20 protein-coding genes and 4 pseudogenes are annotated in these 16,862 nt (G+C 65.4%); 13 read left to right on the top strand and 11 right to left on the bottom strand.

The annotated features are described in order from the left end of the window. The first annotated feature begins 227 nt into the window (after window positions 1–227). The 7 genes and pseudogenes from IM725_RS17050 to IM725_RS17015 all read left to right on the top strand — a co-directional run. On the top strand, window positions 228–713 hold the full coding sequence (locus IM725_RS17050) for a hypothetical protein (RefSeq protein ID WP_227753890.1): 486 nt from the start codon (window positions 228–230) through the stop codon (window positions 711–713). A 140-nt stretch (window positions 714–853) separates the two neighbouring features. After that, window positions 854–1,423, top strand: a complete 570-nt coding sequence (locus IM725_RS17045; protein ID WP_193781835.1) for a hypothetical protein — start codon at window positions 854–856, stop codon at window positions 1,421–1,423. A 117-nt stretch (window positions 1,424–1,540) separates the two neighbouring features. Further along, on the top strand, window positions 1,541–2,137 hold the full coding sequence (gene parS / locus IM725_RS17040; protein ID WP_193781834.1) for a type II RES/Xre toxin-antitoxin system antitoxin: 597 nt from the start codon (window positions 1,541–1,543) through the stop codon (window positions 2,135–2,137). Further along, window positions 2,134–2,616: an RES family NAD+ phosphorylase gene (locus IM725_RS17035; protein ID WP_193781833.1), complete on the top strand. Its 483-nt coding sequence runs from the start codon at window positions 2,134–2,136 to the stop codon at window positions 2,614–2,616. Before parS ends, IM725_RS17035 begins: the two co-directional genes overlap by 4 nt. Before the next feature lie 85 nt (window positions 2,617–2,701). Continuing rightward, window positions 2,702–2,857 carry a hypothetical protein gene (locus IM725_RS17030; protein WP_227753889.1) on the top strand — a complete coding sequence of 52 codons (156 nt, stop codon included), beginning with the start codon at window positions 2,702–2,704 and terminating at the stop codon, window positions 2,855–2,857. Then, window positions 2,857–3,814: pseudogene (locus IM725_RS17025) on the top strand (CmcJ/NvfI family oxidoreductase). Before IM725_RS17030 ends, IM725_RS17025 begins: the two are co-directional and overlap by 1 nt. 181 nt (window positions 3,815–3,995) lie before the next feature. Next, a pseudogene (locus IM725_RS17015) lies at window positions 3,996–4,339 on the top strand (transposase); the annotation flags it as partial. 125 nt (window positions 4,340–4,464) lie between these two features. Here the strand turns inward: IM725_RS17015 and fahA are convergent. From fahA to IM725_RS16990, 5 genes are read right to left on the bottom strand one after another with little or no spacing between them, the layout of a single operon-like run. Next, the gene (gene fahA / locus IM725_RS17010; protein ID WP_193781830.1) at window positions 4,465–5,742 is read right to left on the bottom strand and encodes a fumarylacetoacetase; all 1,278 of its coding nucleotides are present in this window, start codon (window positions 5,740–5,742) and stop codon (window positions 4,465–4,467) included. Between the two features lie 19 nt (window positions 5,743–5,761). Further along, on the bottom strand, window positions 5,762–6,298 hold the full coding sequence (locus IM725_RS17005; RefSeq protein WP_193781829.1) for a VOC family protein: 537 nt from the start codon (window positions 6,296–6,298) through the stop codon (window positions 5,762–5,764). Between the two features lie 33 nt (window positions 6,299–6,331). After that, window positions 6,332–6,643: a DUF202 domain-containing protein gene (locus tag IM725_RS17000; RefSeq protein ID WP_193781828.1), complete on the bottom strand. Its 312-nt coding sequence runs from the start codon at window positions 6,641–6,643 to the stop codon at window positions 6,332–6,334. Then, on the bottom strand, window positions 6,640–7,002 hold the full coding sequence (locus tag IM725_RS16995) for a YidH family protein (RefSeq protein ID WP_193781827.1): 363 nt from the start codon (window positions 7,000–7,002) through the stop codon (window positions 6,640–6,642). Before IM725_RS16995 ends, IM725_RS17000 begins: the two co-directional genes overlap by 4 nt. 14 nt (window positions 7,003–7,016) lie before the next feature. Beyond that, window positions 7,017–8,000, bottom strand: a complete 984-nt coding sequence (locus IM725_RS16990; RefSeq protein WP_193781826.1) for a Bug family tripartite tricarboxylate transporter substrate binding protein — start codon at window positions 7,998–8,000, stop codon at window positions 7,017–7,019. Window positions 8,001–8,139: 139 nt separating this feature from the next. Between IM725_RS16990 and IM725_RS16985 the strand changes: the two genes are divergently transcribed. Both IM725_RS16985 and IM725_RS16980 read left to right on the top strand, forming a co-directional pair. Continuing rightward, window positions 8,140–9,093, top strand: coding sequence for a LysR family transcriptional regulator (locus tag IM725_RS16985; RefSeq protein WP_193781825.1), 954 nt, complete (start codon window positions 8,140–8,142; stop codon window positions 9,091–9,093). A 93-nt stretch (window positions 9,094–9,186) separates the two neighbouring features. Next, entirely contained in the window at window positions 9,187–10,776 is a 1,590-nt protein-coding gene (locus IM725_RS16980) for a sulfatase family protein (protein ID WP_193781824.1), read from the top strand. Between the two features lie 153 nt (window positions 10,777–10,929). Here IM725_RS16980 and IM725_RS16975 read toward each other — a convergent pair whose 3' ends face one another. Beyond that, the gene (locus IM725_RS16975; RefSeq protein WP_193781823.1) at window positions 10,930–11,157 is read right to left on the bottom strand and encodes a hypothetical protein; all 228 of its coding nucleotides are present in this window, start codon (window positions 11,155–11,157) and stop codon (window positions 10,930–10,932) included. Beyond that, complete coding sequence (locus tag IM725_RS16970; RefSeq protein WP_193781822.1) at window positions 11,154–11,390, bottom strand: transposase; 237 nt, start codon at window positions 11,388–11,390, stop codon at window positions 11,154–11,156. Before IM725_RS16970 ends, IM725_RS16975 begins: the two co-directional genes overlap by 4 nt. A 20-nt stretch (window positions 11,391–11,410) precedes the next feature. Between IM725_RS16970 and IM725_RS16965 the strand changes: the two genes are divergently transcribed. Continuing rightward, the gene (locus tag IM725_RS16965) at window positions 11,411–11,626 is read left to right on the top strand and encodes a hypothetical protein (RefSeq protein ID WP_193781821.1); all 216 of its coding nucleotides are present in this window, start codon (window positions 11,411–11,413) and stop codon (window positions 11,624–11,626) included. A 74-nt stretch (window positions 11,627–11,700) separates the two neighbouring features. After that, entirely contained in the window at window positions 11,701–11,994 is a 294-nt protein-coding gene (locus tag IM725_RS16960) for a hypothetical protein (protein ID WP_193781820.1), read from the top strand. 97 nt (window positions 11,995–12,091) lie between these two features. Here the strand turns inward: IM725_RS16960 and IM725_RS16955 are convergent, their stop codons facing one another. From IM725_RS16955 to IM725_RS16945, 3 genes are all read right to left on the bottom strand, one after another. Next, window positions 12,092–12,586 carry a GNAT family N-acetyltransferase gene (locus IM725_RS16955; protein WP_193781819.1) on the bottom strand — a complete coding sequence of 165 codons (495 nt, stop codon included), beginning with the start codon at window positions 12,584–12,586 and terminating at the stop codon, window positions 12,092–12,094. Beyond that, complete coding sequence (locus IM725_RS16950) at window positions 12,583–12,864, bottom strand: type II toxin-antitoxin system TacA family antitoxin (RefSeq protein WP_193781818.1); 282 nt, start codon at window positions 12,862–12,864, stop codon at window positions 12,583–12,585. The genes IM725_RS16955 and IM725_RS16950 overlap by 4 nt, the downstream gene beginning before the upstream one ends. An 80-nt stretch (window positions 12,865–12,944) precedes the next feature. After that, entirely contained in the window at window positions 12,945–13,901 is a 957-nt protein-coding gene (locus tag IM725_RS16945) for a PD-(D/E)XK nuclease-like domain-containing protein (RefSeq protein WP_193781817.1), read from the bottom strand. A 163-nt stretch (window positions 13,902–14,064) separates the two neighbouring features. On the opposite strand from IM725_RS16945, the gene IM725_RS16940 reads away from it, so the two are divergent. Together IM725_RS16940 and IM725_RS16935 are read left to right on the top strand one after the other, a co-directional pair. Continuing rightward, window positions 14,065–14,709 (top strand): hypothetical protein, encoded by a 645-nt coding sequence (locus IM725_RS16940; RefSeq protein ID WP_193781816.1) that lies wholly within the window; start codon window positions 14,065–14,067, stop codon window positions 14,707–14,709. A gap of 52 nt (window positions 14,710–14,761) precedes the next feature. Then, window positions 14,762–15,527, top strand: a pseudogene (locus IM725_RS16935) (IS5 family transposase). 911 nt (window positions 15,528–16,438) lie between these two features. Here the strand turns inward: IM725_RS16935 and IM725_RS16930 are convergent. Next, window positions 16,439–16,546: pseudogene (locus IM725_RS16930) on the bottom strand (IS5-like element ISCARN85 family transposase); the annotation flags it as partial. Window positions 16,547–16,862 lie beyond the last annotated feature (316 nt).

The following is a 16,862-nucleotide window of genomic DNA, read 5'->3' as shown; positions in this document are numbered from 1 at the left end:
CTCGAGCGGTTGCCGACACACCCGGCCAGCCGGATCGACGAACTGCTTCCGCATCGCTGGGCACCGTCGGCCTGAGGGTCCTCACCGTAGGCCGGCAGCCGTCAAGGTGACTTGGCCGGACGCATACACCCCAGCTCCGTCAGGCCCTGCTCAGATTGAGCAATGTAGCTGCTGCCAGGGACTATGCAAGCCGCGGCCTGCGCGCACTCGCCGGGTTCGCCGGGAAGATGAAGATCAGGTATCAGGATCTCGAGGTCGGCTTGGATTACGAGCCTGAGCCCGGCCTGGCTGACAACGGCGACCTGGAGCACGATCTGCAGGCGCTCTTCGAGCAGGTCGGGCAGGCCGCGAACGCTGCCGGTACCGCCGAAGCGATCTTCATTGACGAGCTGCAATACGTGGCTGAGGATCAGTTGGCGGTCCTTATCACGGCGATGCATCGCATCGAGCAGCAGCAGCTGCCGGTCGTTCTTGTGGGCGCAGGCCTGCCGCAGCTGCGTGGCCGGATGGGCAACGCAAAGTCCTATGCGGAGCGTCTGTTCAACTTCCCGGAAATCGGACCACTCCCGCGTCAAGCCGCTGAACGCGCGATTCGCGTGCCAATGCATAAGGAAGAGGTAGAAATCGACGAAGCTGCACTCAGTCGCCTCGTCGAAGTCACCCACGGCTACCTGCCCGAAACTCGCCCGTCCAACCTGGTGGTGCCGTGCTAGGGAAGGTGAGGTTAATGTGGGAACACGAGCCTGGAAGAGCCCCGAAACGCCCCCTGAAGCGCCTCCACTACCCACATTTACCTCACCTGAGCGCATCAGGTCGCACCCACTTCCCACAAAGCGCTCACCTTCCAAGCCTGGTGGCACTTGCCACTACCCACAATCACCTCACCTTCACCAGGAGGAAGCTGGTGGCCAGCTACGGCATCGACCGCGTGCGTCGCAACCTGCGCTACATGAACGACCTGATCGCCCAGGACCCCGCCAAGGTGAAGCGGCCCGCGGCCTACCTCAAGGCCGCCGTCCAGGGCGACTATGCAGAGCAGGAACTGGAGGAGCCCACCAACATCGTGCCCATGGAGGGCGGGGACGGCGCGCTGGCCAGCGGGACCGATGCCGCCAAGGAGGTGCTGCTGCAGGAATACCAGGACCGCCTGCGCAAGGACGCGAACGCGCTGTTCCTCGAAATGCCCCGCAGGGAAAGCGACCACTACTGGGATCAGTACGTCGCTCAGCGCAAGAAGGAAAAGAACAAGACGCTGGTCGGCTCCATCGAGAGCAAGGGGCTGAAGTCCAAGCTCGTACAGGTGGACTTCTACAACTGGCTGGCTGACAAGCTGTACGGCGCGATCACGGAGACCTCGTTCCTCAACTACCTCGTGCAGCGAGAAGCGCCGCGGACCCGCAGCCGCCGCACTAAAGCGACCTGATTGTGCTCGGCCAGACCGTGCCAACGCTGGAGAAACACGGGCAGCGGCCCGGGCGCCGGCGGCTCGTCGCGATCAAATGATCTAGACATTCGGCTCAAATGAGCGTACAAGAGTATTATGTCCTCCAAAGTCATCCTCCCAGGAACTGCATCCCGAGCTGGACGCAAAGGGACCAGCTCATCGCTGATACCGCAGCAACGTAAGCCGACTGGGAAGTTTGAGGTCATCAACGGGAAGGTGGCCGTCTTCAAGGCTGCAAAGACCAAGGCCCGTTGGCGCGGCGGTGAGGCTTTCTTCCTGAACATCTACACGGCCGAGCCGATGCAGCGCGTGGACACGATCAAGCAGGGCGTCAATGCAGGCATCGTCGACTGGATGGCCAAAGAGATGGCCATGCCCAAGGACCGCCTTCTGCCAGCGTTGGGGCTGTCCGCCGCAACGGTCAACCGTCGCGCCAGCGCTGATCAACCGCTGTCTTCCGAAGACAGCGAACGCGTCCTGGGTATGGCGCGCCTGGTGGGCCAAGTCCAGGCCATGGTGAACCAATCGGGGAACCCTGAAGGCTTCAACGCGGCGCAGTGGGTAGCCCATTGGCTGGAGGAGCCGCTGGACGCTATCGGCGGTCGCAAGCCGGCCGAACTCATGGACACTTTTGAGGGACAGTCGATCGTCTCCAACCTGCTCGCCCGGATGCAGAGCGGAGCCTACGCTTGAGCGGTGGCGTGTCGCTCTGGCGGATAGCCACCGACACCCCTGACTACACCGCTGACGACCTCACAGGCGCTGGCGCCAAGGCGACAGGCGGACGCTGGAACCGCGTAGGAGGCGCCGTCCTCTACACCTCGACCTCCATCGCACTGGCGTGCCTGGAGACGGCCGTTCACCTCAAGGCCGGGAGCTTGCCCCTCAATCGCTACTTGGTGCGCTTGGACGTTCCGGATGCGACCTGGGCAGCCAGAGAGGTGGCAGACGCGGCTCACCTGGTCGGATGGGACGCTCTGCCAGAGGGCAAGGTGTCGCTCGACTTCGGGGATGCCTGGCTCGCAAGCGGTCGCTCCCCGGCCCTCCTCGTTCCATCAGTGGTCGTACCCGAGGAGTTCAATGTGCTGCTGAATCCCTTGCACCCGCTGCTGCACGCGGTGAAAGCCAAGAAGCTGCGAAAGTGGATCTACGACCCGCGCCTGCGCACCTGATGCTGAGAAGGGCATGGTGCTTAGAACCACGATGGAGGATGGCACTGCGGGTTGAACGACAGGCGGTTCGGACCGCATACAGGCGATGGAGCCGGACCAGGCGCTGCTGCTCAAGACCTACGACTCCGAAACCGACGGGCGCGCGCGCTTCATGGGCCACAGCGCCTTCGAGGACCCGACCACGCCGCCGGGCGCGCCGCGACGCGAAAGCATCGAGGTGCGCACCATGGCGTTCTTCTGATGGCTGCGCATGGCGCAACGGCCATGGTGCGGCGTCCCTCAGGGGCGGGGCCGCGCGATGGCGAACGGATCTGCATGGGCTCGCTGGCGGCCGAGCCGGCGGCCGCGCCACGCCTCCTCTCGGGCACGCAGCACGCCAGCTTGAATTACCTGCAGGCGCAGGCGGGCGAGTTGCACACCTGGTCTTTCGACCCGCCGGACGGCGGGCCGCGCTTCAACGGCCGGCTGCAGGCGCACGAGGTGGCACTCGCCGACGGGCGCCTGCTCGACCAACCGCGACGGCTGGGCCCAAGGGGCTTCAGCTGCGTGGCGCATCGCAGCGACGTGGATGACTTCTGGGACGAGGCCGCGCTGCGCGGCCGCCACTACCCGGAAGCCGAGGCTCTGGTGCGTGAGCTCACTGGCGCGCGCCAGGCCTTCGTCTTCGACCACACGCTGCGCCGTCGCGCGGCGCACCGGCCCCCGCTGGATGGCCTGGGCGGCTCCTTCGCCGCGGTGCGCGAGCCGGTTGGCCGGGTGCACTTGGACTACACGCCGGTCTCCGGGCCTGCACGCGCGCGAGGTGATGGCGGCGCACGGGATGGAGGATCGCGGCCAGCCCTGGATGATCGTGGGCTTGTGGCGCGCCTTGCACGACGAGCCCCTGGGTGATGCGCCACTGGCGGTGGCCGACGCGCGCAGCGTGGACTCGGCCGACCTGGTCACCAACCACCTGATCTACCCGCACCGTCGCGGCCAGACCTTCGCCATGCTGTACAACCCGGCACACGCCTGGCATCACCTGCCCGGCATGACGCGGGACGAGGTGCTGGCCTTCGTGCATTTCGACCATCGCTGCGCGCACGATGGTGTGCCGCGGGGCGTGCCGCACACCGCTTTCGAACATCCCGCGACACCGCCTCACGCGCGGCCGCGCGAGAGTCTGGAATTGCGGGTGCTTGCGCTGCTGGATAGCTGATGTACTTGGCACGATCGGTTCGCACTGAAAGCGACGGCCATCGCTGTCATTGTCCTCATCCTCACCTTGGTGTTCCTGCAATTTCCAAATGTCTGCTTGGGGTCGAGGCTGTGTGAAAACCGTCTGACGTCAAGACCGCTGTGCCGATAGAGTCCTTCCGGAAGCGGACTCTGGAGTCGGCATGCCTCGATTCATTGAAGGACAGGACCGGCAACAAGTGACCTTGATGTCCGAGTGCCTGGACGACGTCATCGCCGACGACAACCCGGTCCGGGTGATCGGTGCTTTCGTCGGCGAGTTGGATCTGACGAAGCTTGGGTTCGAAGGTGGCCAGCCCGCTGCAACGGGTCGGCCGTCCTATGATCCCGGCGACCTGCTGAAGGTCTACATCTACGGCTACCTGAATCGCGTCCAGTCCAGCCGCCGGCTCGAACGCGAATGCCAACGCAATCTCGAACTGAGGTGGCTAACGGGTCGGTTGGCACCGGACTTCAGACCATTGCCGACTTCCGCCGCGGCAACGGCACGGGTGGCCCGAAGACCCGCGGCGAACTGATCGCTTTGAAGCCCTACGGCAAGCGCTGATCCCAGCAGGACGTTCGATCCAGCGTGCTCGCGCTCGGCCAGAAGCGGTCGACTCGCTTTTGTGGTCAGCTAGAAAGCGCTGGCAGCACTTTTCCGGAGCATGAGCCGAACCCTATGGATGCTGCTCCCGGCCGTCTGCACACCCCTTTCAGCGTGACCTCATCTCCATCCTCAAGGAAGGTGCGCGTCTCGCCGTTGGCCATGCGGATCGGCGCCTTGCCGCCCTGCGTGAGTTCCAGCAGCGACCCAGCTTGTTCCGGACGGGGGCCGGACAAGGTGCCCGAACCGAACAGGTCGCCCGGCCGCAGGGTACAGCCGTTCACCGTGTGGTGGGCTACCAGCTGTGCCACGGTCCAGTAAGCCGCTTCGGCGAAATTGCTCCTGCTGATGCACTCACCCGCATGGCCCGATGCGCGCATCGCGGCCGTTTGCAGCCACACCTCGAGCTCGATGCCGAAGGCACCCGCTTGGGCATTGTCTTCAGAGTGCAGGTAGGGCAGGGGCTGCGGGTCGCCTTCGGGCCGTGTGAAGGCCTGGCGGTAGGGTGCGAGCGCCTCCATGGTCACAATCCAGGGCGAGACTGTACTGGCGAAGTTCTTGGACAGGAAGGGCCCCAGTGGCTGGTATTCCCAGGCCTGCACGTCGCGCGCGCTCCAGTCGTTGAACAGCGTCAGGCCGAACACATGGTCCTCGGCCTGCGCCATGGCCACCGGCTCGCCGGCCGCATTGCCGGGGCCGACCACGATGCCCAGTTCCAGCTCGAAGTCCAACCGGGCGCTGGGCTGCAGAGTCGGCACCTCTGCGTCCACTGCCTTCACTTGGCTGCGCGGGCGCACGAATGGCGTTCCGCTGGGGATGAGCGTGGACGATCGCCCGTGGTAGCCGATGGGCACCCACTTGTAGTTGGGCAGCAGCGGGTTGTCGGGCCGGAAGAGCTTGCCGACGGCCGTCGCGTGGTGGATGCCGACGTAGAAGTCCGTGTAGTCGCCCACGTCGCAGGGCAGGCCCAGCTCGACCCTGGTTTGCGCATGCAGGCAGGTGGACCAAGGAGCCTGCAGCCGGCTGCCCGCGCGCAGCCCGCGCGAGAGCGCCAGGCGCAGCGCCGACCTTTCGGCCTGGGGCAAGGTCAGTACTTGTGCCATGGCGGCATGGTCCAGCAGGCCGGCAGCCCGCAGGTCCAGCACTTCGTCGCCGATAGCGACGCCGATGCGCCAGGGTTCGGCCGGGGCGGTGCGGAAGCGCCCGAAGGGCAGGTTCTGCACGGGGAAGTCGCAGCCCGGCGCATTGGCGCTGGTGACCCAGCTGCGAAGCGCCGGGTCGTGGGTTTCATTCAGCAGGTTCATCGCGCTCCACATGCCGGCCTCAGGCGTAGGTGCCGTCATGCATCCACGCCGCATGCGAGGGTGCGCGGCGAGTGCGGCTCCACTCGTCCAGCATCTCGCGCTTGACCGCATCGAGCTTCTGCATCATCCCGGGCGTGCCGCAATCGGCGGCGAGCTCGAGCCGGTGGCCGTTAGGGTCGAAGAAGTAGATGCTCTTGAAGATCGTGTGGTTGGTCGGGCCCAGCACTTCGATGCCTTCGGCTTCGAGCCGGGCCTTGGTGGTAAGCAAGGTATCGACCGAATCAACCTTGAGCGCGAGATGCTGCACCCATTCCGGCGTGTTCGTGTCGCGACCCATCGGAGGCTGGCCCGGCAGCTCGAAGAAGGCCAGCACGTTGCCGTTGCCCGCGTCGAGGAACACATGCATGTACGGGTCCGGGGCCTTGGTGGAAGGGACCTCGTTCTCGGCGATCGCCAGCACGAACATGATGCCCAGGTGCTTCTCGTACCACTCGACGGTTTCCTTCGCATCCTTGCAGCGGTACGCGACGTGGTGGATCTTCTGGATCAGGCTCATGGGGTTTCCGTTCAATGGGGGTGGGCGGGCTGCTCAGCGCATTGCGAGCAGTAGCTCGAGGGTGGCCGCGCAGCAGCAGAGTAGGGCGCTGCCCGTAAGGGCCTGCATGGCAGCGGCCGGTGCGGCGGATTGAGGAGTGGACTTCGTGAGCACCTGACGACGAGCGCGTCCGGCGCGCAGGCAGCCTGCGAGCGCAGCGAGCACGAGGATCAGCACGACGCCCAGCCAGGCCCCAGGCAACTGCAGCGCCACGCGCAAGAGCAGCATTCCATTGCCCAGCACTGCCAGCATGCTGCGGTTCCACGCCAGCGCCGTGCGCTCGGGTTGAAGCCCGGGGTCTTTCATCCGAAGATGGGCGAAAGCAGCAGCCAGGCGACGGCGAGTGCGGCGGGGGCCAGCCCACCGCACAGCACGGCAAGTGTCGCGCTCGAGGGAAGCGGTCTGTCATGCCGCATGGAAATCTCGTTCGACCGCCAGCGGAAGTAAGCGGCGCCGCAGAGCCAGGCCGCCAGGAACGTGAGTGCGGCCGCCAGCAGGGTCATGGCACGGGGCGGGCCGAGCCGGTCGGCGAACTGGTGCAGGAGGATGCCCCCCGCGAGGATGGCGAGCGCGGTGCGCACCCAGGCCAGGCAGGTGCGCTCGTTGGCCAGTGAAAAGCGGTAATCGGGGTCGCTGCCCTGGATCCGCCAGTCGGGTCTCTTCATGGCGCGGTGCCGGCTCACTCGCCGGTGATCCCCTGTGCTTTGATCACGCGCGCCCAACGGTCCCGGCCGGCCTTCAGCGCTGCTGCGGCCTGCTGCTCGGTGCCGACCACGGGTTCGATGTCCAGCTCGCGCAGCCGCGCCACCACCTGCGAATCCGCGATGACCTTGCGCAAGTCCGTGTTGATCTGCTGGACCGTGGCATCCGGCGTGGAGCCGGGCACCATGAGCGCATAGCCGAAGTCCGCGGTCGCACCCCCGTACCCCAGTTCGGTCAGGGTGGGCACGCCCGGTGCCAGGGGCGAGCGCCGCGAACCGGATACGGCCAAGGCCTTGAGCTTGCCGGCGGCGACGTGCTGGGCCACCGTCGGGGTGGCGATGAAGCCCGCCTGGACCTGGCCGCCGAGCAGGTCGATCAGCGCCGGGGCATTGCCGCGGTAGGGAATGTGCGTGAACTTGCTGCCTGTAAGCAGCGAATGCAGGCCTTCCATGGTGAGGTGCCCCGGGCTCGCGTTGCCGGCGGAGCCGTAGGTCAGGCCTGCCTTGGTCGCCGCCTGCGTGAAGCCCTTGATGTCGGCGATGCCCGTGGACGGGTTGACCACCAGCATCTGGCTGAAACGGCCCAGCATGGCGACCGGACGCAGGTCCTTGTCCACATTGAAGCCCATGCGCTTGCCGTAGATCGTCGGGTTGGCGGTCAGTGAGGTGTCCAGGGTGAGCAGCAGGGTGTGGCCGTCTCCGGGCGCCCGCGCGACGAACTGCGCGCCCACGTTGCCTGTCGCGCCAGCCTTGTTGTCGACGATGACCGGCTGCTTCCAGGTGGCGGCCAGCCGCTCGGCCAGCGCTCGGGCGACGATGTCGTTGGGTCCGCCCGCGGGGAAGGGCACGACCAGCGTGACCTGCCTGCCGGGAAAGGCCTGGGCATGGGCTGCGACCATGCACGAGGAGATGACGATGCTGCCCAGCAGGAGCTGTAGGCTGGTTCGGCGCTGGCGGTTCATGCGAAGTCTCCGGGGTGTACTGCCGCAATTCTGGGAGGGGGCGGTGGTCGCCACAAGCCCGGCGAGCTGGGATCCATAAGCAAGACTTATGATTGGGGATCTGGCGTCCGAAGGCCGCCCCGCATTGCAAGGAGGCAGCATGCAGCTGCAGCACCTCGTGCTCCTGGACCTGGTCGTCAGCCGCGGCAGCTTTTCGGTCGCCGCGACCGCAGGTGGCATTACACAGCCCGCGGTCTCGCAGGCTATGCAGGGTCTGGAGCAGGCCCTGGGCCTCAAGCTTTTCGAGAAGTCCGGGCGCCACAAGGTGCCGACCGCAGCGGGGCTGCAGCTGGCCCGGCTGGCAAAGCAGTTCGGGGCCAGCGTTGAGCAGCTCAAGGGAAGCCCGGACCAGCGGCCAGGCGCGGCCCGGGCACGGCGCCATTCGCTGCATGTCGGGATGGCGGCCGCGGCGTCCTTCCTGTACGGCGCGTGTGTGGAGCGGGCGTGGCACGCCCACATGCCGGACGGCCTGGTGCGCTTTGCAGCAGGTTCGGCCGCCCAGCTCCTCGCCGGCCTCGAGTCGGGCGAGTTAGACCTTGTTGTCGTTCCGCGTCCGCGGATGTTCGAGGCCGTCGGGCTGCGCGAAGTGGTGGTGCACATTAGCAGCCCGGCTGTCTATGTGCGCAAGGGGCATCCGCTGGCTGGTGCGAGTTCGCTGGCCCAGATCCAGGGCCAGGCCTGGGTCGTCGCCGGTCTGGCGGGCACTTCGGGCAACGTGGTCGAGGAAGCCTACGCCGTACGCGGCCTGGGCGCGCCGCGCATCGTGGCGCAAGGCGGCGATTACGCCACCGTGTTGCGTATCGTGGCACAGAGCGACCTGATGTGCGTCGTGCCCCATCCGGCCCTGCTCGACACGATGCAGCCCGGGGCGGTGGTGCCGCTGCGGCTGCAAGAGGGGCTGCCGCGCTATGAAGTCTGCCTGTACTCGCCGGAGCGCCCGCGGGGGCGTCGGGCCGCAGCGACCGAGGCCGTCATCGAGGCAGTCATCGCGCAGGCCGGTGCGACCGATGCGGCGCAGAAGGCGAAGCCCCGGCGCAGGACCGTGCGCGCGTGACTATGCATAACGATCCCTTATAGGAACGACCTGCGGAGCGTTGCACGCACCGGTTCAGGCGCCAAGAATGCGACGCCTCCCCTGAACCCGCGTATGCAACCCAACTTCCTCATCTTCATCACCGACCAGCACCGGGCTGACCACCTTGGCTGTTATGGCAACCCCATCGTGCGCACGCCGCATATCGACAGGCTGGCTGAGCAGGGGCAGCGCTTTGAGCGAACGTACGTGGCGAACCCCGTCTGCATGCCCAACCGGGGTTCGATCATGACTTCGCGCATGCCCTCCGTGCATGGGGCGCGCAGCAATGGCGTGCCCCTGCCTCTGGAGAGCGTGACCTTCGCCGATGTGCTGTCGGAAGCCGGCTACCGCACGGCGCTCATCGGCAAGAGCCACCTGCAGAACATGGAGGACAATCCACCCCTGCTGCCACCGCGCCACATCCCCGAAGGAGTAGTCGAATCCGGTTTCAAGGAAGCGCGCCGGGATACGTTGCCGCCAGGCGCGTACGAGCAGGAGTTGCGTTCCCGCTGGGCCGACAGTCGCCACCGCATCCACACGCCGTACTACGGCTTCCAGGAGGTGGTGCTCTGCAACCACCATGCCGACGAATGCTTCGGTGACTGGCTCCGTTGGCTGGAGGGCGCGCGCCCCGAGCTGGCCGCCCGGCTGGGTCGCGAGCATGGCGAACGCGACCCCCGCTATGTCGCGCCCCAGGCCTGGAAGACGCGCCTGGACGAGGACAGCTATCCCACGCACTTCATTGCCACGCAAACCGTCCAATGGCTCAGCGAGCACGCGCGCAGCCAGCCTTCACGGCCGTTTGCGCTGATGTGTTCGTTTCCCGACCCGCACCATCCCTGGACCCCGCCGGGCCGCTACTGGGACATGTACAAGCCCGAAGACATCCCGGTGCCCGCGACCATGATTGGCGGCCATCCTGGGGAACAGCATGTCGAGTGGCTGCGACGGGAGCGTGCCGCCGGCCATGCCAATACGCAGGGCCCCCGTTTGTTCGCAGCTTCCGAGCGCGAGGTCAGGGAAATGATCGCGCTCACCTACGGGATGATCACGAACATCGACGACCGCATCGGGCTGGTGATGCAGGCCCTGCGCGCCGCCGGCTTGGATGAGAACACGGTCGTGGTCTTCACTTCGGACCACGGTGACCTTATGGGCGACCACGGCATCGTGCTCAAGGGCCCCCTGCATTACCAGGGCCTGGTCCGGGTGCCCTTCATCTGGCGCGACCCCGCCAGCCACGGCGCAGGCGGGTCCCGCGACGACCTGGCGTCGTCCATGGACCTGGGCGCCAGCATCCTGAGCCGCGCCGGCATCGCGCCGCCCAATGGCGTGCAGGGAAAGGCGCTGTACACCCCTGATGGCGTACCGGCACCGGCCTGCCGCGATGCGGTCCTGATCGAGGAGAACCAGCAGCGCGCGTACTTGGGATTTGATGAGCCAGTCCGTGTCCGTACTGTGGTGACGGACCGCTACCGCATGAGCGTGTTCGCGGAGGGTGCCTGGGGCGAACTCTATGACCTCCAGGCGGACCCCTTAGAGATGCGCAACCTCTGGGGTGACGCCGATGCCGCACCCGTGAAGCATCAGCTCATGTTCCGCCTTGTCCAACTGCTGACCGAGCATGCGGATACGAGCCCGAAGCCGACGCGAGTGGCCTAGGTGTGAAGGCTGGAGTGGTTCACGATCAGCCAATCAGAAATGCGATTCGCTGAGGCTACGCGCCAACCTCATCGCGGTTGGATTGCGACCACTCTCCCCCTTGCATCCCCCATCGACCAACCCTGTGCGGATTGGATGCGCAGTAACCCCGGCTTAAGGCCGGGGGTGGTGAGCCGCGAGAACACGGAGGATGTTGTCCTGTGTTTTCCGGGCGGCGGTGCGCTCGGCTTGCGTGAGTTTCGTGTTCGCTGAATTATCGGCGGCGCTGTGGAATATCGCGTGCAGTTCACGGACGCCCTTGCGGCCCAAATCTTGAATGGTCGGGATATCCTCGTCCTCGGCCATGGTCTCTTCGAACAGGGCGCGCTGCTGCGCGCTCATGACAGGTCGAGCTTCGCGCCCGCACTCAGTGCAGTGGGCGTGTCGCCCGCGCTGCCACACCGCTTCATGCCGCGGCCGACCTGCCACTGGCGAACGAGGTTCGCGTTCACGCCATGCACCTGGGCCACCGCCGCAACCGACGCGCCGGGCTCACCGCATGCAGCCAGCACGGCCGCCTTGAACTGCGCGTCATGCGTGCGGCGCTTGGGCGATTGAGATGTTTGCGATTGCATTGCTGTCCATCAATTTTTTGATGGACAGCATCGTCACTGGCGCGTCAGCGCAAGACAAGGTGGGACGGCTGGACGCTCACGCTTTGGGTGTCGTCGGCGTTGATGCTCAACGGCGCATTTCGATATTCGAAGACGCGGTGCCTGGTGCCTCCAATGACCAAGCGTTCGAACTGGTACGCGAGGAGCTTCTGTCGGTTCACAACAACGTGCTGTCCGAGTTGGAAGCGACGAAGTGAAACCTGAAGTCGCGGGACGAGCTGCTCTCCGCAGAAAGGCAGGGCCGGGCAGATGCCGACGCTGGGCGGCAGGCATGGACCAGCCAGATGCGCCGCGCGCAACCCAGGTGGACCAGCGGCTGCGCAAGGAACGCTCGCTCGCGCCGACGATGCGCCGAATCGAGCAGCTGCCAGCCGGGGTCATGGTGGAGTGGGATGGCCGCGCCTGGCTGGTGGGCAGCAACGGCCGCATGCGGCCGTGGTCCTTCGAGGGGTATGGGCCGGCGCAGTACGCGCCAGCAGACGAACTGCGCGTGCTGCCCCCTGCTTCAATCCTGGCGGCAATTCGAGTGGGCTACGTTCCAGCTGTTCACGCCACCGCGCAGTGAATGGAGGAAGGCCTCCCGCAGGCCCCTGGGCGACGAACCCGTCACCACTAAATCGGAAGCAGGGGCCTGACCACAGGTCGCGCAGCTCTTCGCGCTGTCAGCCGCGCACGGTGGCCAGCGGCAGAAACAACATCAACGGCGATTCGGGCAGAGCGATGAAGCCGTGGTGACGGTAGAAGCTCGCTGCAGTCTCGGCCTTGGCGTCGACCACGAGTGCAAAGGCGGCGATCTCAGCCCGGGCGGCGCGGTCCAGTGCATCCGCCAGGAGCGCACCACCGAGGCCTTGGCCCTTGAACGCCTGGTCGACAGCCAGGAGGCCCATGCGGATAGCCGGCACGCTGGGATAGCGGGGCAGCTTCTTGGCTGTGGCAGCCGGAAGGCCTGCCAGAGGCACGCTTGCCGCCGCCAACGTGTAGTAGCCGGCCACCCGCGTTCCGTTGGGCGAGGCCACGAAGCACACGGCCACGCGTCGGCGGATGTCCTGGGTGACTTGCTGATGGAAGTAGCGGTTCAGTGGCAGCGAGTCGCTGAGAAAGGCGCTGCGGTCATGGGCTGCACCAAGCAGCTCAAGCCGGAACGGGGCGCCGCTCATCCAGCCTGCAGGAGCTTGCTGCGGCGCTTGAAGGCGCGCTTCAGTGCAGGGGACTGCTTCGGCGGCGCAAGGAGTGCTTGGGCGAAGCACTCCTGGTCGGCCAAGGAAACCCGGATCAGGTCAGCCTGCTCGATGGCTTGCTGCGCGGCTTCCTGTACAGCAGACACAACGAAGTCAGTCATGGTTCGCCCCTGCAACTCGGCGGCGCGCTTGAGCATCGAATGCAGGTCGGTGCTGATTCGAGCTTCGAGTCGGGCTGTGGTGCTGGCAGTGGTCATGGAAGGGTCTTCGCCACATCGTACGGCAAAATGCCGTACAAGAGGGCGCCACCGCGCTGTAGCGTGCCATTGCTCTGCTCCTAGCCCGCCTGCGACGCCAGCCCGGCGCGCCAGCCACCCTTCGGGTTGAACTGCTGCCACGGCTCGATCTCGAGCTCCGCATCGGTGCCCAGGTCCGGCCACAGGCCTGTCTCGCTGCAGGCCTTGTAGGCCGTGAGCGCCGCCTGGTACTTACGCGCGCCGTTGTCCATGAAGGTTGAGCCCGCCGACAGCGTGCTGACGGAGTAGGGCGCCTCGGTCTCGGCGGCCACGAAAACGAACGGCTCGAGCGCCTGGGAGCCTTCGTACAGGCCCCGTCCGAACGAGTACAGGAAAGCCTGCAGGTCGTAGTCCATGTCCACCGCATCCCGCAGGAACGCCAGGGGGTCGCTGTGCCGGGTGGACTTCAGGTCGATGGTGAGGTCCAGGTGGTAGGCGTCCATCCGCAGCCTGATGCGCAGGCCTGTCGCCGGGTCCGTGTAGTAGACCGTCGCCTCGGGAATCGACTCTTCGATGAACTTGCCCACGCAGCGGCCCTTGTACGGGGTGGTCATCACCTTGTCAGCGAGGCCGCGGGCTTCCGCGAACGACGGCTCGTCGATCACCATCTTGTCCGGCCGGCCCGCCACAAACTCTTTGTATTCGCTCGTTCGCTTGCTGGCAACGCTAGGAAAGACGGCCACTTCTTGGGACAGCAGGTGTGGCTCCAGCACCAGCAGGTGAAGCACCGAGCCAAACACCATCGCATCGGTCTGCCTCGGCGGGCAGGCCAGAGCAACCTGGAAGTGGGCGGGTGACACCAGCAGCGGCTTGAGCATCGAGCAGGAGAGGGCGTCGCGGTCAGCGTGGTACTGGTGGGCGGGCATCCCGCGCACCAGGACGCTTTCGCCGACTGCTCCGGCAGCCGTAGTGCCGTGGTCGGCAACGCCTTCCAGGCAGGCCATAGCGGAGGCGAGATCGAATCGGTCCATGTCGTTTTCCCAGTGGTTCGAAACCATGAAAACACGAAGCGGCCTTCTGTCAAGGCCTGCACGAGGCGCCAAACCGTGTTCGGACGCCGTTTGGAGCCTCTTGACGGGCTATCGACCCATGCTACTTTCAATGCACAACAAGTAGTCGCATTTCTGGATGACAACAAACCAAACTGCTAGCCCACCGCCCATGTCGCGTGCCCAATGGGGAATAGAGGTTGACCGCGCGATCCTCCAGGGAGATGAGGCCAGCCTCTGGCAAGCCCTCGCGCGCGCGGCCGACCAGGACTCAGCGATGCAGGAGATTGCCGACCGCATCCCGCGCCTGATCTACAACCATCGTGGCCAGGTGCATCTGAGCGAGCTTTTCCTCGCGCCCGTGCTGGCCACCGGGGAGGCCGCCCAACTCTTCGATGACAAGGGCGCATGGCGCTCGGCCGCGAACTGCATCGAGGACACCTGCCGCAGCTGGTTCGGCCGCACCGCGGCACGCCTGAAGCTGTTCCCCTATGTGCGCCCCTACGACTGGCTGGGCACGTGGCGCCCAAACGTGCTTCGCTCGCACCTTCTGGCGACGGTGCCTGGCCAGAAGCTGCGGGCTGCACGCCTTGTGGCAGCGCTCCTGGGAGGCTTCCTCCTTGGAGCCGCCGCCTGGGGCGAGCAGCGGTGCCGTTGCTGGCGCTTTTGCTGCCCGCCGCCCTGGCTCTGTGCACCACCAGGTCGCAGGCGGCGGCGCTGGCCGGGGGCTATGCGGGCGGTGTGCTTCGATATGCGGCATCCTTTATCGGCGGCTGGTTCGACAACAACGTGCTGGTTTTCCTGCTGGCCGTTCTAGGGCGTGTTAACACTAAATGAGCCAACAATCAGAATGGCCGACACTGCTCGTTATGGAAATCACGCCCGAGCAATTTGGCCTCGTCGAACACTGTCTGCCCAAGCAACGAGGCAACGTCAGTATGACGAATTTGCAGGTGGTCAACGCGATGCTGTACGTGGCTGAACGCGGCTGCAAGTGGCGCGGCCTGCCCAAGCGGTTCGGCAACTGGCATACGATCTACACGCGCATGCGGCGCTGGACCAAGGCGGGCGTGCTGGACAAGATGTTCGAGCAGTTGCAGCGCGAGCAGGTGGTGCGCATCAGGATCGAGGCGGTTTCCTTGGACAGCACCAGCATCAAGGTGCATCCCGATGGCACAGGTGCTCTAACAAAAACGGACCCCAGGCCATCGGAAAATCCCGCGGGGGATTGAACACCAAGATTCATATGGTTGCCGCGGATGCTCGAACGGCCGTAACGTTCTGCTTGTCGCCCGGCCAGGCCCACGACGCCCCCAAGGCCGGCGTCTGATTGAGAGTTTGGGCGCCGCGAGCCGGCCAATTCACCTGCTCATGGACCGCGCCTACGAAGGCAACGAGACGCGTCAGTTGGCTCTCGAGCTTGGCTTTATCCCGGTTGTGCCGCCGCTGCAGACTCGTCTCGAGCTCTGGGAGTACGACCGCGAGATGTACAAGCGCCGCAACGAGGTCGAACGCCTGTTCCGGCGCTTGAAGGGATTCAGGCGGATCTTCTCTCGCTTCGAGAAGCTCGACGCGATGTTCCTCGGCTTCCTATGCTTCGCGCTGGTCGCCGACGGACTTCGCGGTTTGTGTTAACACTGTATAGTTTCTATCCTCCAACGGTTTGCGCGCAGCATAGCCGAGCCGCATCTTCCGATCGGGCGAGAAGTCTGTCCCGATTTCATGGGATGGCCCCACAAACGCGCCTCCCATGTAATAGCTGAGCGGTCCGCCCTGTGCACCGCACTCCTGTATGAGTCGAAGGAAGAGGTTCCCATGAGGAGTACATCGAAATCGATACTGGCGTTGACCTCTAGCCGCTCTGGAAAGACTACATGAAGTTGACTGGTCTCTTGTCAGTTTTGGCCTGTGCGGCCGTGATGTCGGCTTGCGGCGGAGGTGGAACTGATTCCACCAGCAGCAGTTCGAACGCCTCCGGCAGCACATCCAGCGCGTCACAAAGCGGAGATCTGCAGGCCTGCTCTAAACTTCAGTATCCGGGTACCGATACAGATCCTCAGACGTCGTACTACGACCAAATCGCGCAATTCGATGGATGCGCGTACAGGGCCACCGGCGACTCGGCGTACATCACCGACGGCAACAGGCAATGCACTGTTTTGGCGGGCTTGCTCCAGGCGACGAACAGCACATTCCGACCACTGTTCTGTAATGGCGGCTCTCTATCGTATTGACGAGTGACATCTCGAACGCGAATAGGTGCGTTGGCCGGGCGAGCGTGCCCGCGCTTGGTACCAGGGGTGCGAATGTGTCGGCGCCGTCCCTGTGAACCCGCAGCTGCTCGCAGCCCGCTGGCGGAGGCTGGCCCACGGCCAGAAGAGTATCCGTCGACCATGGCCCATCGCCTCCAACCTGCGCGGCCGTCCCGCTTGCGCTCGAAATAGCACCCAGGCGATGGCGGCAGTCGGGCTGCGCTGGTGCGCCAGCACGCGGGATGCGCCGACATAGGTCAGCGGAGGTGACCGCCCAGTGAACCGTCAGAAGGTGAACGTCACGGCCGTTCGAGCATCCGCGGCAACCATATGAATCTTGGTGTTCCATCCACCCCTGGATTTTCCAATGGCCTGTGGTCCGTTTTTTTTTAACGCACCGGTGACCGCAGCTGTGAGTGCAGCAAGTGCGGGCACGTGCAGTACCAGTATCTGCCGCCGTTGCCGCACGAGCAGCCCACGCAGCGGCTGCCCAGGAGCAGGAAGGCCCGGCGAGCTGCGCGCAAGAAGGCGCGCGCAGCTGCCGGCAGGCGCCGGCGCAAGCAGATCCGGCGCGCCCGCGCGGCGGCCGCGCAGAAGAAGGCCGCTGCATCGAACCAGTAGCCTTGTGAAGACCGCCCCCCGAGCAAAGGGGGCGGTCTTTTTTCCCGCATTTGTTGGATTTACAAGCAAGGCCTCTGCGTCCAACTCCCCCCATCTC

It is taken from the genome of Ramlibacter aquaticus, assembly GCF_015159745.1.
GTDB lineage: Bacteria > Pseudomonadota > Gammaproteobacteria > Burkholderiales > Burkholderiaceae_C > Ramlibacter > Ramlibacter aquaticus.
The sequence above is the reverse complement of the archived record's forward strand: the minus strand, read 5'-3'. Positions and strand labels throughout refer to the sequence as shown.

Bases quoted from the DNA above. Each gene is read 5' to 3' on its own strand.
- parS (WP_193781834.1), top strand. From the start codon at position 1,541: ATGTCCTCCAAAGTCATCCTCCCAGGAACTGCATCCCGAGCTGGACGC.
- IM725_RS16965 (WP_193781821.1), top strand. From the start codon at position 11,411: ATGGACAGCATCGTCACTGGCGCGTCAGCGCAAGACAAGGTGGGACGG.
- fahA (WP_193781830.1), bottom strand. From the start codon at position 5,742: ATGAACCTGCTGAATGAAACCCACGACCCGGCGCTTCGCAGCTGGGTC.
- IM725_RS16990 (WP_193781826.1), bottom strand. From the start codon at position 8,000: ATGAACCGCCAGCGCCGAACCAGCCTACAGCTCCTGCTGGGCAGCATC.
- IM725_RS17050 (WP_227753890.1), top strand. From the start codon at position 228: ATGAAGATCAGGTATCAGGATCTCGAGGTCGGCTTGGATTACGAGCCT.
- IM725_RS16960 (WP_193781820.1), top strand. From the start codon at position 11,701: ATGGACCAGCCAGATGCGCCGCGCGCAACCCAGGTGGACCAGCGGCTG.
- IM725_RS16980 (WP_193781824.1), top strand. From the start codon at position 9,187: ATGCAACCCAACTTCCTCATCTTCATCACCGACCAGCACCGGGCTGAC.
- IM725_RS16985 (WP_193781825.1), top strand. From the start codon at position 8,140: ATGCAGCTGCAGCACCTCGTGCTCCTGGACCTGGTCGTCAGCCGCGGC.
- IM725_RS16955 (WP_193781819.1), bottom strand. From the start codon at position 12,586: ATGAGCGGCGCCCCGTTCCGGCTTGAGCTGCTTGGTGCAGCCCATGAC.
- IM725_RS16940 (WP_193781816.1), top strand. From the start codon at position 14,065: ATGTCGCGTGCCCAATGGGGAATAGAGGTTGACCGCGCGATCCTCCAG.
- IM725_RS16995 (WP_193781827.1), bottom strand. From the start codon at position 7,002: ATGAAGAGACCCGACTGGCGGATCCAGGGCAGCGACCCCGATTACCGC.
- IM725_RS16975 (WP_193781823.1), bottom strand. From the start codon at position 11,157: ATGAGCGCGCAGCAGCGCGCCCTGTTCGAAGAGACCATGGCCGAGGAC.
- IM725_RS16950 (WP_193781818.1), bottom strand. From the start codon at position 12,864: ATGACCACTGCCAGCACCACAGCCCGACTCGAAGCTCGAATCAGCACC.
- IM725_RS17000 (WP_193781828.1), bottom strand. From the start codon at position 6,643: ATGAAAGACCCCGGGCTTCAACCCGAGCGCACGGCGCTGGCGTGGAAC.
- IM725_RS16970 (WP_193781822.1), bottom strand. From the start codon at position 11,390: ATGCAATCGCAAACATCTCAATCGCCCAAGCGCCGCACGCATGACGCG.
- IM725_RS17030 (WP_227753889.1), top strand. From the start codon at position 2,702: ATGGAGCCGGACCAGGCGCTGCTGCTCAAGACCTACGACTCCGAAACC.
- IM725_RS17005 (WP_193781829.1), bottom strand. From the start codon at position 6,298: ATGAGCCTGATCCAGAAGATCCACCACGTCGCGTACCGCTGCAAGGAT.
- IM725_RS16945 (WP_193781817.1), bottom strand. From the start codon at position 13,901: ATGGTTTCGAACCACTGGGAAAACGACATGGACCGATTCGATCTCGCC.